The organism is bacterium, assembly GCA_022616075.1.
GTDB lineage: Bacteria > Acidobacteriota > HRBIN11 > JAKEFK01 > JAKEFK01 > JAKEFK01.
This window is the reverse complement of record JAKEFK010000107.1, coordinates 1-13,721: the sequence shown is the minus strand read 5'-3', so window position 1 is coordinate 13,721 and position 13,721 is coordinate 1. Positions and strand designations below refer to the sequence as shown.

The window sequence follows — 13,721 nt, the reverse complement described above, 5'->3', positions numbered from 1 at the left end:
CACTTTGAGCGCTTTAAACTTCTTGAACCCTATGGAACTTTGAATGGGGCATGTTTCCAACCAAATGCACGTCATTCCATTCATTACAACGAGGGGTTTGGAGTCCTGGTAGCGCCGAGGACCACCCCTTCTTTGTACCCTGCGTGACGGCCCAATCCAGCAACTATCGATACAGAAAGGAGAATCCGGGAAGTAGTCTTTGGGGTTGGCGCAAATCACAAATATTTAGGAGGAAGTAGGATGAGTAAGAAGTTTGGATTTTTAATACTTGTATTATCGTTGGCAAGCTTGATCGCCATCGGATGCAACAAAAGCACTGACCAGGCCTATAACGAAAAGGAAGCGGAGCAGCCGGCAACGACAGAAGACACGATTGATATGGCCGACGCGGAAATCACTGCTTCAGTAAAAGCAAAGCTCATGATGGACGAAAATGTCGCAGCCAGACACGTTGAGGTAGAGACAGAAAACGGGATCGTGACTCTTCGCGGGACAGTTGTAACTCAAAGCGAAGCGGATCGCGCTATGGAACTGGCTAAATCCGCTGAGGGAGTGCGGCTGGTGCATTCGTACTTGAAAACGGATACCGCTCATAGTGATCTCGAAGATACCAAGTCTGATCTGAAAGAGAAAACCGCTGAGCTGGGGGACAAAGCAGAAGACGCAATAGAGGACGCAGAAGATGCCATTGAAACCGGCGTAAAAGAGGCCGGTGACGTTGGTAGTGATGCCGCCATCACTGCTCAGATCAAATGGAAATTAGCAAAAGACAAACTCGTTCAAGCCGCGGACATTGACGTAGATACAAAGGATCGCCGCGTGACCTTAACCGGAACAGTTTCGAGCAATGCAGAAGCTCAAAGAGCGGTCAAGATTGCAAAAAGTGTGGAGGATGTAGCTGCAGTGGATTCTAATTTAAAAATACATAATTAAACGGACTCCTCATCATCCTGAACTGCAGCAAAAGATCGTCTTTGCGTTGCGCGTCAACGTGTCTGTCGCGTCAGTTGACGCGGAGACGCGTCGACGCGCCAACGCGAAGACGCTTTGCTCCCCTTTCTGAAAAAAATGGGGCAGACCCAGAAAGTCTGCCCCTTTTTATTTCACCACGGACTCACGGAGAACACTGAGAAATAAAACATCTAATAAATCGTTCCTCCGTGCGCTCCGTGCCTCCGTGGTGAATTCTATCGTCGAGAACGTAATAGACTCTCTGACTTCTCTCTTTGTGGTTCTACAACAATCCTATTCCACTCCTGACAGCACCCCCGTCTAAGGAAGCTTAGTATTCAGTCTGTTATGGAAACCAAACAAGAGATCATCGGCATGTTAAAGGGTCTATTTACTGTTTGCCGGACCAGCGAGGTTGGTTATCGCGCGGCGGCCGAAGCAATGGAAGGAAACACAACGCGGGAACTGTTGAAAAGCTATGCGGATCAGCGCAGGGAATTCGCGGAAGAATTACGGGGAGAAATATGGTTTCACTCCGACCACGATTTTCGGGCGGATCCTCCGATAGATTCATGGAAAGAGATCTATCAAGCCATTCAAGACGGAAATCAGGAAGAAATTATTCACGCGTGTGAGCGCGCTGAAGGGGCGATGCTGCGAGTTTATAAAAACGCCCTTTCGAAACGAATACCTTGGGACGTCGAGACAGTTCTCGCACATCAATATTCGGATATCAAAAAAGCCTATTACTTCATCAGCGCGCTGGAACTGTTTAGCAATGAATTTGTTGTGTAAGTCCATTTCTATGGCAACCACGGAGGAACCATGGCAAAGATCACAATGACACTTTGTGACGTAGCACCATGTTCGTTAATTGCAGAGCGAGAATTCGAAGTAAATGGGCAAATTGTATACGTGTGCGGCGAAAATTGCTTCGTCAAATTCTGGAGTCGTGAATATAGAAACTGGAAAAACGAACGATACCACATGGAAGCACACTTAGGCAGCGAGGACAATTCCATCGAAGTCAAAAAAACGATTATCAACGAATCCCGCCAAACAAGCGTGGACTTGCAAGTGCTAAGACCCACAAAACATTTGGAAAAATACATTGCAAGGGTGGAACAATGAAAACAACACTGTTTTTAGTAGGACTGGGAGCAGCCGGTGTTTATTTTCTTGACTCGAAAAAAGGGAAAAAACGCCGGGCGCTTTTCACCAAGAATTTCAAGAATGTGTTCGATCAAGCTGGAGACTACTGCAGTGATCTGGCAGATCGAAGCAAACCCTTGATCAGCGAGATCCGTAAACAGAGCAAACCGTTTGCGGATTCTTTCAGTCAGCAAAGTCAAAAGTACGCCAGCCAATTGGGGCATTCGGTGTACGACTATGCAAAAAACGGTCATACCGGTTGGAATCCATCTGCGAGGTTAACGGGCGCCACTGCAGGAGCGCTGGCACTCTACGGAGCAGGTAGGCCTGGATTCGTGGGTGCTCTTCTACGCACACTGAGCCTGGGATTCTTTACCAGAGCACTACTCGCTTCCCATTGAAGATCGTCTTCGCGTTAGCGCGTCGACTCGTCTGCGGGTCAACGGACGGGACAGACGCGTAGACGCGCAACGCAAAGACTCTCTTGCGCGGTCGTTACAAAGGAGAAAAAAATGAAAACTATGATTTTGACCTTGATTCTAGGCATCATGTTCGGATTTTCTTTTGCCTGTAGCACAGCAAAGAACACCGGCGAGGCTGTAAAGGAAGGAACGGAAGAAGTAGCAGAAGAAGTAGGAGATAAGACTGAAGACGTGGCTGAAGAAGTTGGTGACAAAGCAGAGGATGTGGGCCAGGCGGTAAAAGAAACAGCGGAAGAAGCTGGTGAAGAAGTTCAAGATGGCAGCATCACTGCGGCTATCAAAATGAAGTTCGTTAACGACGAGCTCGTTTCGGCATCCCATATTGATGTGGATACGAGCAACGGCCTGGTCACGTTAAACGGAACGGTTGCCAGCAAGGAAGAAGCAATCCGCGCTGTTGAGTTGGCCCAGGAAGTAAGCGGAGTGAAAAACGTTCGCTCAAATCTGATCATTGAAAAAACTCAATAACATCTAATTCACTGCAGAGAACGCGGAGGGTCCACTCGATGTGATACCTTTGAGCGTTCTCTGCGTTGAATCCCTTGAATGCGGACGACTCCGGACTACTATTTACTGTAGAATTTCTCCATGAACACGCCAAACCAGCACCAATTTTCGTATAGTCCGGGAGAATCCCGAGAGTATAGCGACCTTTTCGAGGGTGCGCAGGATCTGGTTTGTACCCTTACGGCCGAGGGACAGATTGTTAGTGCGAATCAGGCTTTTGAGAAGTGGACTGGTTGGGAACGCACCGAGTGGATTGGCAAACGGTTCGAAGGCCTCCTGCATCCGGCTGACGTGACACGTTTTCGGGAACTGATCGGCAAGGCGAATGAGAATGAACAGCCATCGCCCGTAGAAGTCCGACTGCGTTCCAAAACGGGACAGGAAACGCTATTGGAGTGTAACGCTTACCCGATCAGCAAGAACGGTAGTGAAGCGAGAGTAATCATGTTTGGTAAAGATATCGCACAGCGGAAACGCAAAGAAGAAGATTTGTTTGAGTCGGATGCAAAGCTCCGTTCCGTGCTCGAATCGGCGAATGACGCTATCGTATTCATCGGTTCGAACCTGGAAGTTCTTTCCTGGAATCGCGCCGCTCAAGAAATTTTTGGCCACTCGGAAGAAATTGCAAACCGGCCATTTGATGCTCTTCTGGCTGAACCTTATCGCGAAGCTTATCACGCCACGATCAAACAACTACGGGAAGGAGGCGAAAGCCGTCTTCTTGGTAAAACTGTCGAAGTAGGAGGAATCCGGGCCGATGGTTCTGAATTTCCGCTGGAATTGTCTTTAGCGGTCTGGATGTTTCGCGGAAAACCAATATTCGCCGCCATCATCAGAGATATCACGAAACGGAAAAGAGCGGAAGAAGCACTGCAAAAGAAAAACGCGCTTGTTCAGCTGATTCAAGAAATTGCGATCGCATCCAATGAAGCGGTGAGTCCTGAAGATGCAATGCGTTACGCGCTGGACCGGATCTGTTCCTATACAGGCTGGCCCATCGGTCATGTTTATCTTCCGGAAGAGGGAAAGACAGTTTCGACTTCGATATGGTCGGTTAAAGACGAAGAATGCTTTAAGAATTTCCAATCGATTACCAGCGGGACAAGCCTTCCTGAAGAAAGCCTTCCAGGTCTTGTTATTCGAGATAAGAAATCGATCTGGATCAAAGATGTTACCACCTTACCCAATTTTTCCAGGGCATCGGCGGCAGTCAAATGCGGTTTAAAAACGGCCTTCGCCATGCCTGTTTTAAAGGGAACAGAAGTGGCAGCGGTTCTGGAATTCTTTTCTGGCGCTTCGGAAGAAACAGACGTAGAAATGATTCAGGGAATGGAATTGGTGGGAACACAGTTGGGACGCGTTTTTGATCGGAAAAAAGCGGAAGATGAAATCAAACAATCTCGTGAACGTCTTCGCGCTTTGTCTGCACACTTGCAATTTGTGCGCGAACAGGAACGGATTAAGATCGCTCGCGAAGTCCATGATGATTTAGGACAGGTTCTGAGCGCGTTGAGAATGGAGTTATCCCTGCTAAACCAGAATCTGATGGAATCTTCAGACACCGCGCCGCGCCAACAGATTCTACAGGAGCTGGGAACCATGTCTCATCTGGTCGATGATACCATCCGGTCGGTTCGTCGAATCATAACTGAGCTAAGACCGGAAGTGCTGGATCATCTGGATCTATCCTCTGCTTTGGAATGGCAAATCCAGGAGTTTCGAACTCGCACCGGAATCAAAACGAGTTTTTATTCCACTCTTCAGAATTCACCTTTAAATCAGGAAGGAGTAACTGCTTTATTCCGAATTTTGCAGGAAACACTAACGAATGTGAATCGCCATGCGCAAGCCACAGCGCTGCAGGTGAAGTTGATTGATAGCACAGAGTCCATTATTCTAGAAGTGAAAGACAACGGGAGAGGAATCACGGAAGAGGAAACACGAAAGGCCGGCTCCTTTGGTATTTTAGGAATGCGAGAAAGAGTTTTGTTGCTGGGAGGGACTCTTTCGATGATAGGCTCACCAGGGAAAGGCACCACAGTGCGAGTTGAAATCCCTCTTTCCGAAAACCGCTAAAATGATATGGTAAGAATACTGATTGCTGATGATCATGTCTTGATCCGGGAAGGACTAAAAAAGATTCTTAAAACGGCCCCGGAAATGGTGGTCGTTGCTGAAGCCGCTGATGCCCGCGAAGTGATTCAGGCCATCAAGAGTAATGAATTGGATGTTGTCGTGCTGGATATTTCATTACCCGGAAAAAGCGGTCTGGAACTTTTGAAGGACATTAAGCTGGATTATCCAAAGCTTCCCATTTTGATCTTGAGTATGCATCCCGAAGACCGTTTTGCTGTGAGAGCTTTGAAAGCCGGTGCTGCCGGTTACGTTACTAAGGAAAGCGCGGCGGAGGAGTTAATCAAAGCCATTCGCAAAGTGATTCAAGGTAGGAAGCATGTCAGCGCTGCGCTGGCGGAGAAATTAGCATTCAACCTCGAAGCCGATACAGAAAGACCGCCTCATGAAGAGCTTTCCGATCGGGAATATCAAGTGCTCTGCTTGATCGCCGGCGGCAAGACCGTCAGACAGATTTCGGAGGAGCTTTACCTCAGCATGAGTACGGTGAATACATATCGAGCCAGGATCCTCCAGAAAATGAACATGAAAACGGACGCAGAACTCATCCGGTATGCTATTCAAAATCAACTGATCGACTAGTACTTTCCCCTGTCACAAATAAGCGAAACGCTGTTCGATAGCCGGTCAGTTCTGAAAGAATCTTACACTTTCACGCCGGGGACTGTAGAAATACTTGCCTGCCGTTATGACATCGGAACAAAAAGACAACCACGCGAAATTCTTCTATTCTGGGTAAAAAAAGCCCGGAGTTATCAACTCGCTCACAAAATGGAATCCGAACCCGGAGAGACATTCAGTAAACCAGTTCTCTTCAACGCGTCCAGTTATCAGTTTCTGAATATATCAACCGAGCCGAATGGCTCGGGCGGTTTCGTTTTAGATCAGTTTCTATGGTTTGCGCCGGACAGCTCGGTGCATTCTGTAGAATTTCAGCAAGCCTCGGAAGTTTATGAGAACCTCGCCAAATCGCATGAAGTGGTCATCACAGGAGGAGAAAAGGAATTCTTCTATAAGGACGGCCGGATGAAATTCGAATTTTGGCTTGCACAACAGGGGGATCCGCACTGTTGTCCCTCCAATGGAACGGTAACAGGAACGTACAAACTTACAGGCGCGCCAAAATATGACTCCTTTACGAGACGTTATCAAGCTCGCTTCCAAATACTGATCGACCAAATCGAACATCAGCCGCCAACCACACAGCTATCAGTCAACCGCTAATACAGGTTGAATCCCGAAGCATTACCGCCTTTTTAATTCTTGTCGTAAAATTCACTACATGCCGTCGTATGACCACTACAATAATTTTCCGTTCTCTTCGATATGCTGTCATGTTCAGGCCTACATAATATGCGTATGACACCGAGATACAAATGCATACCGAAGCCACGAGTTCCATTAAAGTTCTTATTGCCGATGATCATGAATTGGTGCGCGAAGGTTTAAAAAAAATTCTGAGAACAGCGGCTGACATTGTTGTAGTGGGGGAAGCTCGAAATGGTAATGAAGTTGTGGAACAAGTCAACAATCTGGATCTTGATGTAGTGGTTCTGGATATATCGATGCCGGGAAAGAATGGCTTGGAAGTGCTGAAAGATTTGAAGAGAGAACACCCCAATCTGCCCGTACTGATTCTAACGATCCACCCTGAGGATCGATTTGCAACTCGAGCATTAAAAGCAGGCGCTGCTGGATACATAACAAAGGATGTTGCTGCTGAAGAACTCGTGACTGCTCTTCGAAAAGTTGTTCACATGGGAAAATACGTAAGTCCCTCGCTGGCAGAAAAGTTAGCGTCGAATCTTGAAAATGATGCCGGAGCAGCGCCTCATGAATTGTTATCAGAAAGGGAATATCAGGTGCTTTGCATGATCGGAATGGGCAAAACGACGAAGGAAATTGCCGCGGAGCTTTCCTTAAGTGTAAACACAATTAATACGTACAGGGGCAGAATGCTGAGCAAAATGAAAATGACAAAAGAAGCGGAGTTAATCAGATATGCGCTTCAACATCAACTGGTTGAATAACATTCAAATACTCTGCGCCAGTTGCAGCGATAGTTCTTTGTGACAGTTATTGGAGGAAAAACCATGAATTTCACGGTGCAAAACAAAGGAAAAACTTCCAGGAAACTGGGAGCTTTATTCCTTCTTTCTTGGTTCATCTTTCTGTTGTTCCTCGCTTCGCCTGGGTTTGGCCAAACGGCTACAAGGATTTGCGATCAGCCTCCGGGGCAGCGCACGCGGTTGATCCAGTCATTTGGTCACAGAAGCACATCATTGGTTGGGCCGATCTCCAGTGAAGAAAATTTTGTTGCGTTATTCTCGCAAGATAAATTTCTTCGTGATTTCCGGGAAGTGCTGAGACAGGCATGTCTGGAAAATTACGAATCGGACATTTTGAGTGCCATACGCGGCGATGTGAGTGAAACAACGATCACCTCTGGAACCGAAATCAAATGGGTTGCGGGGCGCCGCGGCGGGCGAGTCAAAGTCGTTGGTCCGGCGCGCTATGTCGGTACCAGGCCTGCTGAAGCTTATCAGTTTGAAGCAAAATTAGGCGATAACATTTACACATTCGCGGCTCCCAAAGTATGCGGCAACATTCTGTTGCTCGATGTAAGGCCGGCTCCTGCCCCGCCCGAACCGCCACCTCCACCTGAACCACCGCCACCGCCGCCACCACCGCCGCCGCCAGCTTGTGTGTTGACGATGACCACAGTGGAAACCGGCAGATGCACGACTGTGGAACTGCGGAGCGATGTTGCCGGAGCGTTGGAAGTCCAACGTGATGGTGCTCCTTTAGCAGGTGTAGATGTACCAGCTCGATTGAATGCAAACGAAGCGGTTACGCTGCGCCTTTGTGAAGAGGGTCATTACACTGCAAGACTCACAGCGGAGAATGGCGCGGTTTGCGATGCAGCAACCGATATCATCCGTGAAGCAGCTCAATGGGGTCCGTTCGTATCTGGTTTCTTCGGAAAACAACGCCGAGTGAATGAAGAATTCAACTCCGGATGCGATTCCCTTGTGGGAATTGAAGGCGGATACGGTTTCTACGTAACGGAACAATTTGAAATCGCCCCCGCAGCTGGTGTCAGGATCATTGCAGATGACGATGAAGATGAAGTTCTTGATAGAGCCAGCATCTTCGCGGAAGTTGAGTTTAACTATCACTGGTCTCGAGCGATGATCGGCGGCGGGGTCGGTGTTTGGGATATCACAGATGATCTAGGTCGGGACGGATCCATCCTTGGTCAGTTTGGGGTCCATCTGACTGAAGGATCCTCTGTAAGAGTAACCTGGCTAAATCAAGGCAGGATATTCTTTGATGATCTCGACGATATCGGAAACAACTACATGATCTGGACCGGACTGAGATTCCAGTTCGGACTCGATTAGGGAATATTTCCGCTCCAAGAAGCGCTCCACTCGCCGGCAGGCCAATGCCTGCCGGCAAGCTGGAGCTACCTACCATTACATTTCAGATAAACCGCAAAGACGCCAAGTCGCCAAGGTCAAATGAGAATTTTAATTTTCGTATCTTGGCGTTCTTTGGCGACTTGGCAGTTTAATTTACGTTTAGATTGGAACGAGAACGATTTTGCCATAACTACCAGGTTGCATCGCGATCTCATGAGCCTGAGCAGCGTTTGATAACGGAAGTTCGCGACCGATCACGGGACGCGCAACGCCACTTTCGAGCGCAGCTCCCAGCGCTGCATGGATCTCGGCCATTTCCCGTTCAGGAGTGTTAAACAGAATCATTCCAATGATCATGGCCTCGCGCGACATCGCATCACGCGGGTTAATCTCTATCGTCCCGCGATTACCGATCACCACCACTCGGCCGTTTTGTGCAAGCATTGATAAATCATGGCCCAGATTTTTGTTTGCTAGCATTTCCAGAATGATATCGACTCCCCGACCGCCCGTGATCTTCATCACCTGTTCAGGCATTTCGGCTGCCGTGTGGTCGAGATCATGATGGGCGCCGTGCTCCTTGATTAAAGCGCGTCCCCGATCTGTTCCTCCTGTTCCGATTACGTTCATACCCCAACTCCGGGCAAGCTGAACCGCGGCAATTCCAACTCCCCCGCTAGCGCCATGAATCAATATCGATTCAACCGGCCGCGCTTTTGCTTTTTGAAATAAAGCTCGATACGCCGTACAGTACGGCACACCCACTGCCGCTCCTTGCAGATATGTCACGTTTTCCGGAAGCCGGTGGATCTGCGATTCGCGGCAAATTGCCTGTTCCGCGTACGTGCCTGTTACACTACCCGCAACATAGATGCGATCGCCCTTCTGAAACCGTTCAACTTTTTCTCCAACCGCAATCACCACTCCGGCGCCATCGGATCCAGGCGTATAGGGGAGATTCGGCTTTCTCGCATATGCGCCGGAGCGAATATAAGTATCAACAGGATTGACCCCTGCTGCATGGATCCTGACCAGAACTTCACCCGGCCCCGGATGCAAATCTTCGCATTCTTCCAGCTGTAACTTATCAGGTCCGCCAAATTCCCGAACACGAATCGCTTTCATGACTGAACCTCCGCAATCAATTCAATTTCCAGACACGAACCAAACGGGACCTGAGCTACGCCAAAAGCGCTTCGCGCATGAGCTCCTGCATCTCCGAATACTTCAGCAAAAAGCTCCGATGCTCCATTGGCAACAAGATGCTGCTCCGTAAACGATGGTGCGCTGTTCACCAGAACCATCAGCTTTACAATCCGTTTAATCTGATTCAGATCGCCGGTTGCTGCATGCAGCGTCCCAAGTAAATCGATCGCAATGTTGCGAGCTGCTTCCTTGCCCTGCTCCAGCGATATTTCAGAACCCAACTTTCCGCTTAACGGCTTGCCGTCTTGTTTAGCGATATGACCTGATAAAAAGAGGAGATTGCCGGAACGCACGAACAGCACAAATGCAGCTACAGGCTGCGTCACAGGCGGAAGGGTAATCTTAAGCTCTTTCAACTTGTTATAAACAGACATATTTTTCCCTCTTGAAATTGAATACCAGTTCCGGCATTATAATTAGGGAATTAGCTAATTGTCAACATGCATACAGAGATTGCGTTGCGTGCACTTGCCAGCGAACGACGCCTCCAGATCCTGGAGTGGCTTAAAAATCCGCGAACGCACTTTCCACCCCAGGTCGATGGTGACCTGGTCAAAGATGGAGTCTGCGGCGTTTTGATTGCTGATAAGCTTGGTGTCAGCCCCCCCACAGCAAGCGAGCATCTGAAGATCCTGTCACAGGCCGGCTTCCTTCGCGCCAAGCGGATCAAACAATGGACCTTCTACAAACGTGATGAGACCGCAATCAAAACAATCAAGCGACTGATCGTAGCCAAAATCTGATAATCGTGCATCGTAATCGATTATTAGGAATGGTGGATTCAACCTGGCCAGCGCAATGCGGACCAGGTTGTTCCACTTTTGAGTGTGGCAAATTTTACTTGGAAACTTCTTGGACGACTTCACCCGCCACTTCAGGATCTTCGATCCTTGTGGCGATATCCGCCTGGGCAATGATTCCCACAATCAGGCCCTGATTGTCCACGACAGGAAGACGCCGCACTTGATATGTGCTCATCTTTTCGAGAGCATTCTCTAATGGCTCTTCTTCCTTGCAACAAACAGGATCGAGAGTCATCGCTTCAGATACTTTAGTAGTGGATGCTTCGAGTCCCCGCGCAAGAACATTTAGAACAAGATCCCGGTCTGTTACGATTCCAACGAGTCGGCCTGATTCAATTTCTACAACCGGCAAAGGTCCGACATCCTCTGCCTTCATGAGCTCAGCTGCCTTTTTCACAGTATCATCAGGACCACAGCAGACCGGGTCGCTGGTCATGATCTCACCGCACTTCAAACGCATTTCACACCTCCAAGGAAAAGAACCGGCCCTAAATAGGTCGGCGCCCTTGAATCACTCGAATCAAAACGACCGCTATTGCCAGAATTAACAGGATATGAATGAAACCGCCCAGAGTATATGAACTCACCATACCGAGCAGCCATAACACTAACAAGACAACGAAGATTGTCCAAAGCATAGTTTTTACCTCCAAACATGTTTCAAAGTAACGAACCTGGAGCATAAAAGGAATTCATGGAACGGGAAGAATCCTGTAGCTTTTTTTGCTTCTCCTTAGTCAACCGAAACGCTACGAATTCTCTACTGATCTCGACGGCGCAGTTCGCGTGAGTGGAATTAAACTTAGTGCAGGAGGGATGAAGATGATGGAAGATCCACGTAAGAGATCAGAGAAAGAGAGACAGAATCCGTCAAAGCCTATCGATCAATCTGAACGGGAGCCCTACAGAGAACCCAAAAGACCTTTCGATCCTCAGATCGATCGAGAAATCCACCCCGGGCAGTTGGATCGAGAAATTGAACGCGAACGTTTATTCCCCTGACTTTATTTTTCGCTGGATGGCCGCGAGATAGTAGTCCATTTCCTGAACGCTCCGAAAAACCGTTATTCCCGGCAGAGCTTTAATGATTTCTAGAACTTTCAGAATTTGAGGTTGCAAATTTACCAGTAGAACGGAACCCTTGTTTGCCGACATTACTTTTTGTGTCTCAATCAAAGTTCTGATACCCGCGCTACTAATAAAGTCGAGTCCTGCCATATCCAAAACAAGTGTTTTCGGGTTCTGGGCCAGGACAGGCCGCAAAGTTGATTCCAATTCTCCTGATGTAGTGCCATCCAATCTGCCTTCGACAGCAAATTTGTACATTCCGGCTTCGGGCCGCGAAAGGTCTTGAATTTTTAGTGCCATGTCACACTCCCTTCGGTCGTGAGTGGCCAGTGACTAGTGTCCAGTGGCTAGTTATTGGTCACTAGATCATGCGTAAATTCCGCGCATTTTTATTGTGTCAACCACACGCTGGATCCCGAGCATATAAGCAGCAGTTCGCAAATTCACGTGAAAACGTTTGGAATAATCCACGACTTCCTGAAAGCTGGGAACCAGAACATCCTCTAACCGTTCATTCACGACATCTTCACGCCAGAAGTATCCCATTCGGTCCTGCACCCATTCAAAATAAGAAACGGTGACACCGCCGGCGTTTGCCAAGATGTCTGGAATTACAATAATACCCCTTTCATCTAAAATCTTTTCACCTTCAACCGAAGTTGGACCGTTGGCGCCCTCGCAAATCACTTTCGCCTGAATTCTTGCCGCGTTTGTCGATGTGATTTGATCTTCAAGGGCAGCCGGAATCAAAATATCACAGGGAAGCTCTAAAAGCGCCTGATTATCGATTTCCTGGCCTCCCGGATAACCTTTCAGAAAACGCTTTTGCTGAATGTGTTCTAAAACAGCCTTTATGTCCAGACCTTTTTCGTTATAGATGCCGCCCTGAATATCTGAAACACCTACGATTTTGCAACCCAAGCGGTCAAGAAGCATCGCTGATACACTGCCGACGTTTCCAAAACCCTGAACAACAACTCTGGATTGCGCAAGTTCGAACCCCAACCATTTGGAAGCCTGTTGACACATGATCATCACACCACGTCCTGTGGCTTCCCGGCGCCCTTTCGAGCCACCAAGACTCGCTGGTTTGCCAGTGACAACCGCGGTCACAGTCTGGCGCGCATGCATGCTGTAGGTATCCATGATCCAAGCCATCACACGTTCATTCGTATTCATATCGGGAGCAGGAACATCTTTTTCCGGTCCCAGAATCTCAAGAATTTCTGCTGTGTAGCGGCGCGTGATTTTTTCGAGTTCGCGCTCAGACAAGACGTGCGGATCACACTTAACGCCACCTTTTGCGCCACCAAAAGGTATGTTTACCACCGCACATTTCATCGTCATCCACGCCGCCAGAGCGCGTACTTCATCCAGATTCACATCGGGCGAAAACCGGATACCCCCTTTCGCAGGTCCGCGAGCAATGCTGTGCTGGACCCGGTAACCCGTGAATACTTCTACACGTCCATCATCCATCTGAACGGGAAGATAGACCGTCACTTCGCGCATCGGATAACGAATAATCTTGTAGAGTCCGCGGTCGATATCCAGCAGCTGCGCAGCGCGATCAAAACGCGCCATCGTCGATTCGTAGAGACTATGATCTGTGTCCGTTGGCTCTAATATCATTTCTTACAGCTTGGCGGTCTTGGCGGCTTGGCGGTTCATTAAATTGCGGCTGGGATCGGAACGCGGAATTTTGGAAAGTGCCGAACTTTGTTCTTCCACAAAACCAGATCCCATTTCGCGGTTTGTTCTAATATTTTAGATACAAGCTCGGAATGAAGATGATGTCCCGCCTTATACGCCACGAAATGACCCAGCAACCTGTAATTCAATAAAGCCAGGTCGCCGACTAAATCCATGATTTTATGCCGCACAAACTCATCAGGAAAACGCAAATGCTCATTGAGAATGCCATGCTCGGTCAACACCACTGCATTCTCAAGTGAGCCTCCCAGAGCAAGATTCTTGGCGCGCATCAGCTCGAT

At 48.4% G+C, this 13,721-nt stretch carries 18 protein-coding genes; 11 read left to right on the top strand and 7 right to left on the bottom strand.

Translation table 11 applies throughout. The annotated features are described in order from the left end of the window. The first annotated feature begins 240 nt into the window (after positions 1 to 240). The 10 genes from L0156_09085 (at position 241) to L0156_09040 (ending at position 8,629) form a co-directional block, all read left to right on the top strand. On the top strand, positions 241 to 933 hold the full coding sequence (locus tag L0156_09085) for a BON domain-containing protein (GenBank protein ID MCI0603156.1): 693 nt from the start codon (positions 241 to 243) through the stop codon (positions 931 to 933). A gap of 366 nt (positions 934 to 1,299) precedes the next feature. Continuing rightward, entirely contained in the window at positions 1,300 to 1,746 is a 447-nt protein-coding gene (locus tag L0156_09080) for a PA2169 family four-helix-bundle protein (GenBank protein ID MCI0603155.1), read from the top strand. 30 nt (positions 1,747 to 1,776) lie between these two features. Then, on the top strand, positions 1,777 to 2,082 hold the full coding sequence (locus L0156_09075) for a hypothetical protein (protein MCI0603154.1): 306 nt from the start codon (positions 1,777 to 1,779) through the stop codon (positions 2,080 to 2,082). Continuing rightward, a complete protein-coding gene (locus tag L0156_09070) occupies positions 2,079 to 2,504 on the top strand; it encodes a YtxH domain-containing protein (GenBank protein MCI0603153.1) in 426 nt (141 codons plus the stop codon). Before L0156_09075 ends, L0156_09070 begins: the two co-directional genes overlap by 4 nt. A 111-nt stretch (positions 2,505 to 2,615) precedes the next feature. Beyond that, positions 2,616 to 3,053 (top strand): BON domain-containing protein, encoded by a 438-nt coding sequence (locus tag L0156_09065; protein ID MCI0603152.1) that lies wholly within the window; start codon positions 2,616 to 2,618, stop codon positions 3,051 to 3,053. Positions 3,054 to 3,173: 120 nt separating this feature from the next. Continuing rightward, a complete protein-coding gene (locus tag L0156_09060) occupies positions 3,174 to 5,168 on the top strand; it encodes a PAS domain S-box protein (GenBank protein MCI0603151.1) in 1,995 nt (664 codons plus the stop codon). Positions 5,169 to 5,174: 6 nt separating this feature from the next. Beyond that, entirely contained in the window at positions 5,175 to 5,807 is a 633-nt protein-coding gene (locus L0156_09055) for a response regulator transcription factor (GenBank protein ID MCI0603150.1), read from the top strand. Between the two features lie 189 nt (positions 5,808 to 5,996). After that, the gene (locus tag L0156_09050; GenBank protein MCI0603149.1) at positions 5,997 to 6,449 is read left to right on the top strand and encodes a hypothetical protein; all 453 of its coding nucleotides are present in this window, start codon (positions 5,997 to 5,999) and stop codon (positions 6,447 to 6,449) included. 152 nt (positions 6,450 to 6,601) lie between these two features. Beyond that, positions 6,602 to 7,255 carry a response regulator transcription factor gene (locus L0156_09045; protein MCI0603148.1) on the top strand — a complete coding sequence of 218 codons (654 nt, stop codon included), beginning with the start codon at positions 6,602 to 6,604 and terminating at the stop codon, positions 7,253 to 7,255. Positions 7,256 to 7,318: 63 nt separating this feature from the next. Next, positions 7,319 to 8,629, top strand: coding sequence for a hypothetical protein (locus L0156_09040; protein ID MCI0603147.1), 1,311 nt, complete (start codon positions 7,319 to 7,321; stop codon positions 8,627 to 8,629). 180 nt (positions 8,630 to 8,809) lie between these two features. Here L0156_09040 and L0156_09035 read toward each other — a convergent pair whose 3' ends face one another. Together L0156_09035 and L0156_09030 are read right to left on the bottom strand one after the other, a co-directional pair. Then, positions 8,810 to 9,775 (bottom strand): NADPH:quinone reductase, encoded by a 966-nt coding sequence (locus tag L0156_09035; GenBank protein MCI0603146.1) that lies wholly within the window; start codon positions 9,773 to 9,775, stop codon positions 8,810 to 8,812. Then, on the bottom strand, positions 9,772 to 10,230 hold the full coding sequence (locus L0156_09030) for a RidA family protein (protein ID MCI0603145.1): 459 nt from the start codon (positions 10,228 to 10,230) through the stop codon (positions 9,772 to 9,774). The genes L0156_09035 and L0156_09030 overlap by 4 nt, the downstream gene beginning before the upstream one ends. Before the next feature lie 66 nt (positions 10,231 to 10,296). On the opposite strand from L0156_09030, the gene L0156_09025 reads away from it, so the two are divergent. Continuing rightward, on the top strand, positions 10,297 to 10,599 hold the full coding sequence (locus tag L0156_09025; GenBank protein MCI0603144.1) for a helix-turn-helix domain-containing protein: 303 nt from the start codon (positions 10,297 to 10,299) through the stop codon (positions 10,597 to 10,599). Between the two features lie 94 nt (positions 10,600 to 10,693). Here the strand turns inward: L0156_09025 and L0156_09020 are convergent, their stop codons facing one another. The 5 genes from L0156_09020 to L0156_09000 form a co-directional block, all read right to left on the bottom strand. Further along, a complete protein-coding gene (locus L0156_09020; protein ID MCI0603143.1) occupies positions 10,694 to 11,119 on the bottom strand; it encodes a CBS domain-containing protein in 426 nt (141 codons plus the stop codon). Positions 11,120 to 11,147: 28 nt separating this feature from the next. Beyond that, a complete protein-coding gene (locus L0156_09015) occupies positions 11,148 to 11,297 on the bottom strand; it encodes a lmo0937 family membrane protein (GenBank protein MCI0603142.1) in 150 nt (49 codons plus the stop codon). 352 nt (positions 11,298 to 11,649) lie between these two features. Beyond that, on the bottom strand, positions 11,650 to 12,027 hold the full coding sequence (locus L0156_09010; protein MCI0603141.1) for an STAS domain-containing protein: 378 nt from the start codon (positions 12,025 to 12,027) through the stop codon (positions 11,650 to 11,652). A 66-nt stretch (positions 12,028 to 12,093) separates the two neighbouring features. Continuing rightward, positions 12,094 to 13,359: a Glu/Leu/Phe/Val dehydrogenase gene (locus L0156_09005; GenBank protein MCI0603140.1), complete on the bottom strand. Its 1,266-nt coding sequence runs from the start codon at positions 13,357 to 13,359 to the stop codon at positions 12,094 to 12,096. A gap of 38 nt (positions 13,360 to 13,397) precedes the next feature. Further along, on the bottom strand, positions 13,398 to 13,721 hold a 324-nt coding region (locus tag L0156_09000), incomplete at its 5' end, for a UDP-3-O-acyl-N-acetylglucosamine deacetylase (protein MCI0603139.1).

Coding starts and splice junctions, on each gene's coding strand:
- L0156_09080 (MCI0603155.1), top strand. CDS start 1,300: ATGGAAACCAAACAAGAGATCATCGGCATGTTAAAGGGTCTATTTACT.
- L0156_09050 (MCI0603149.1), top strand. CDS start 5,997: ATGGAATCCGAACCCGGAGAGACATTCAGTAAACCAGTTCTCTTCAAC.
- L0156_09065 (MCI0603152.1), top strand. CDS start 2,616: ATGAAAACTATGATTTTGACCTTGATTCTAGGCATCATGTTCGGATTT.
- L0156_09015 (MCI0603142.1), bottom strand. CDS start 11,297: ATGCTTTGGACAATCTTCGTTGTCTTGTTAGTGTTATGGCTGCTCGGT.
- L0156_09040 (MCI0603147.1), top strand. CDS start 7,319: ATGAATTTCACGGTGCAAAACAAAGGAAAAACTTCCAGGAAACTGGGA.
- L0156_09025 (MCI0603144.1), top strand. CDS start 10,297: ATGCATACAGAGATTGCGTTGCGTGCACTTGCCAGCGAACGACGCCTC.
- L0156_09045 (MCI0603148.1), top strand. CDS start 6,602: ATGCATACCGAAGCCACGAGTTCCATTAAAGTTCTTATTGCCGATGAT.
- L0156_09060 (MCI0603151.1), top strand. CDS start 3,174: ATGAACACGCCAAACCAGCACCAATTTTCGTATAGTCCGGGAGAATCC.
- L0156_09070 (MCI0603153.1), top strand. CDS start 2,079: ATGAAAACAACACTGTTTTTAGTAGGACTGGGAGCAGCCGGTGTTTAT.
- L0156_09085 (MCI0603156.1), top strand. CDS start 241: ATGAGTAAGAAGTTTGGATTTTTAATACTTGTATTATCGTTGGCAAGC.
- L0156_09075 (MCI0603154.1), top strand. CDS start 1,777: ATGGCAAAGATCACAATGACACTTTGTGACGTAGCACCATGTTCGTTA.
- L0156_09030 (MCI0603145.1), bottom strand. CDS start 10,230: ATGTCTGTTTATAACAAGTTGAAAGAGCTTAAGATTACCCTTCCGCCT.
- L0156_09010 (MCI0603141.1), bottom strand. CDS start 12,027: ATGGCACTAAAAATTCAAGACCTTTCGCGGCCCGAAGCCGGAATGTAC.
- L0156_09035 (MCI0603146.1), bottom strand. CDS start 9,775: ATGAAAGCGATTCGTGTTCGGGAATTTGGCGGACCTGATAAGTTACAG.
- L0156_09005 (MCI0603140.1), bottom strand. CDS start 13,359: ATGATATTAGAGCCAACGGACACAGATCATAGTCTCTACGAATCGACG.
- L0156_09020 (MCI0603143.1), bottom strand. CDS start 11,119: ATGCGTTTGAAGTGCGGTGAGATCATGACCAGCGACCCGGTCTGCTGT.
- L0156_09055 (MCI0603150.1), top strand. CDS start 5,175: ATGGTAAGAATACTGATTGCTGATGATCATGTCTTGATCCGGGAAGGA.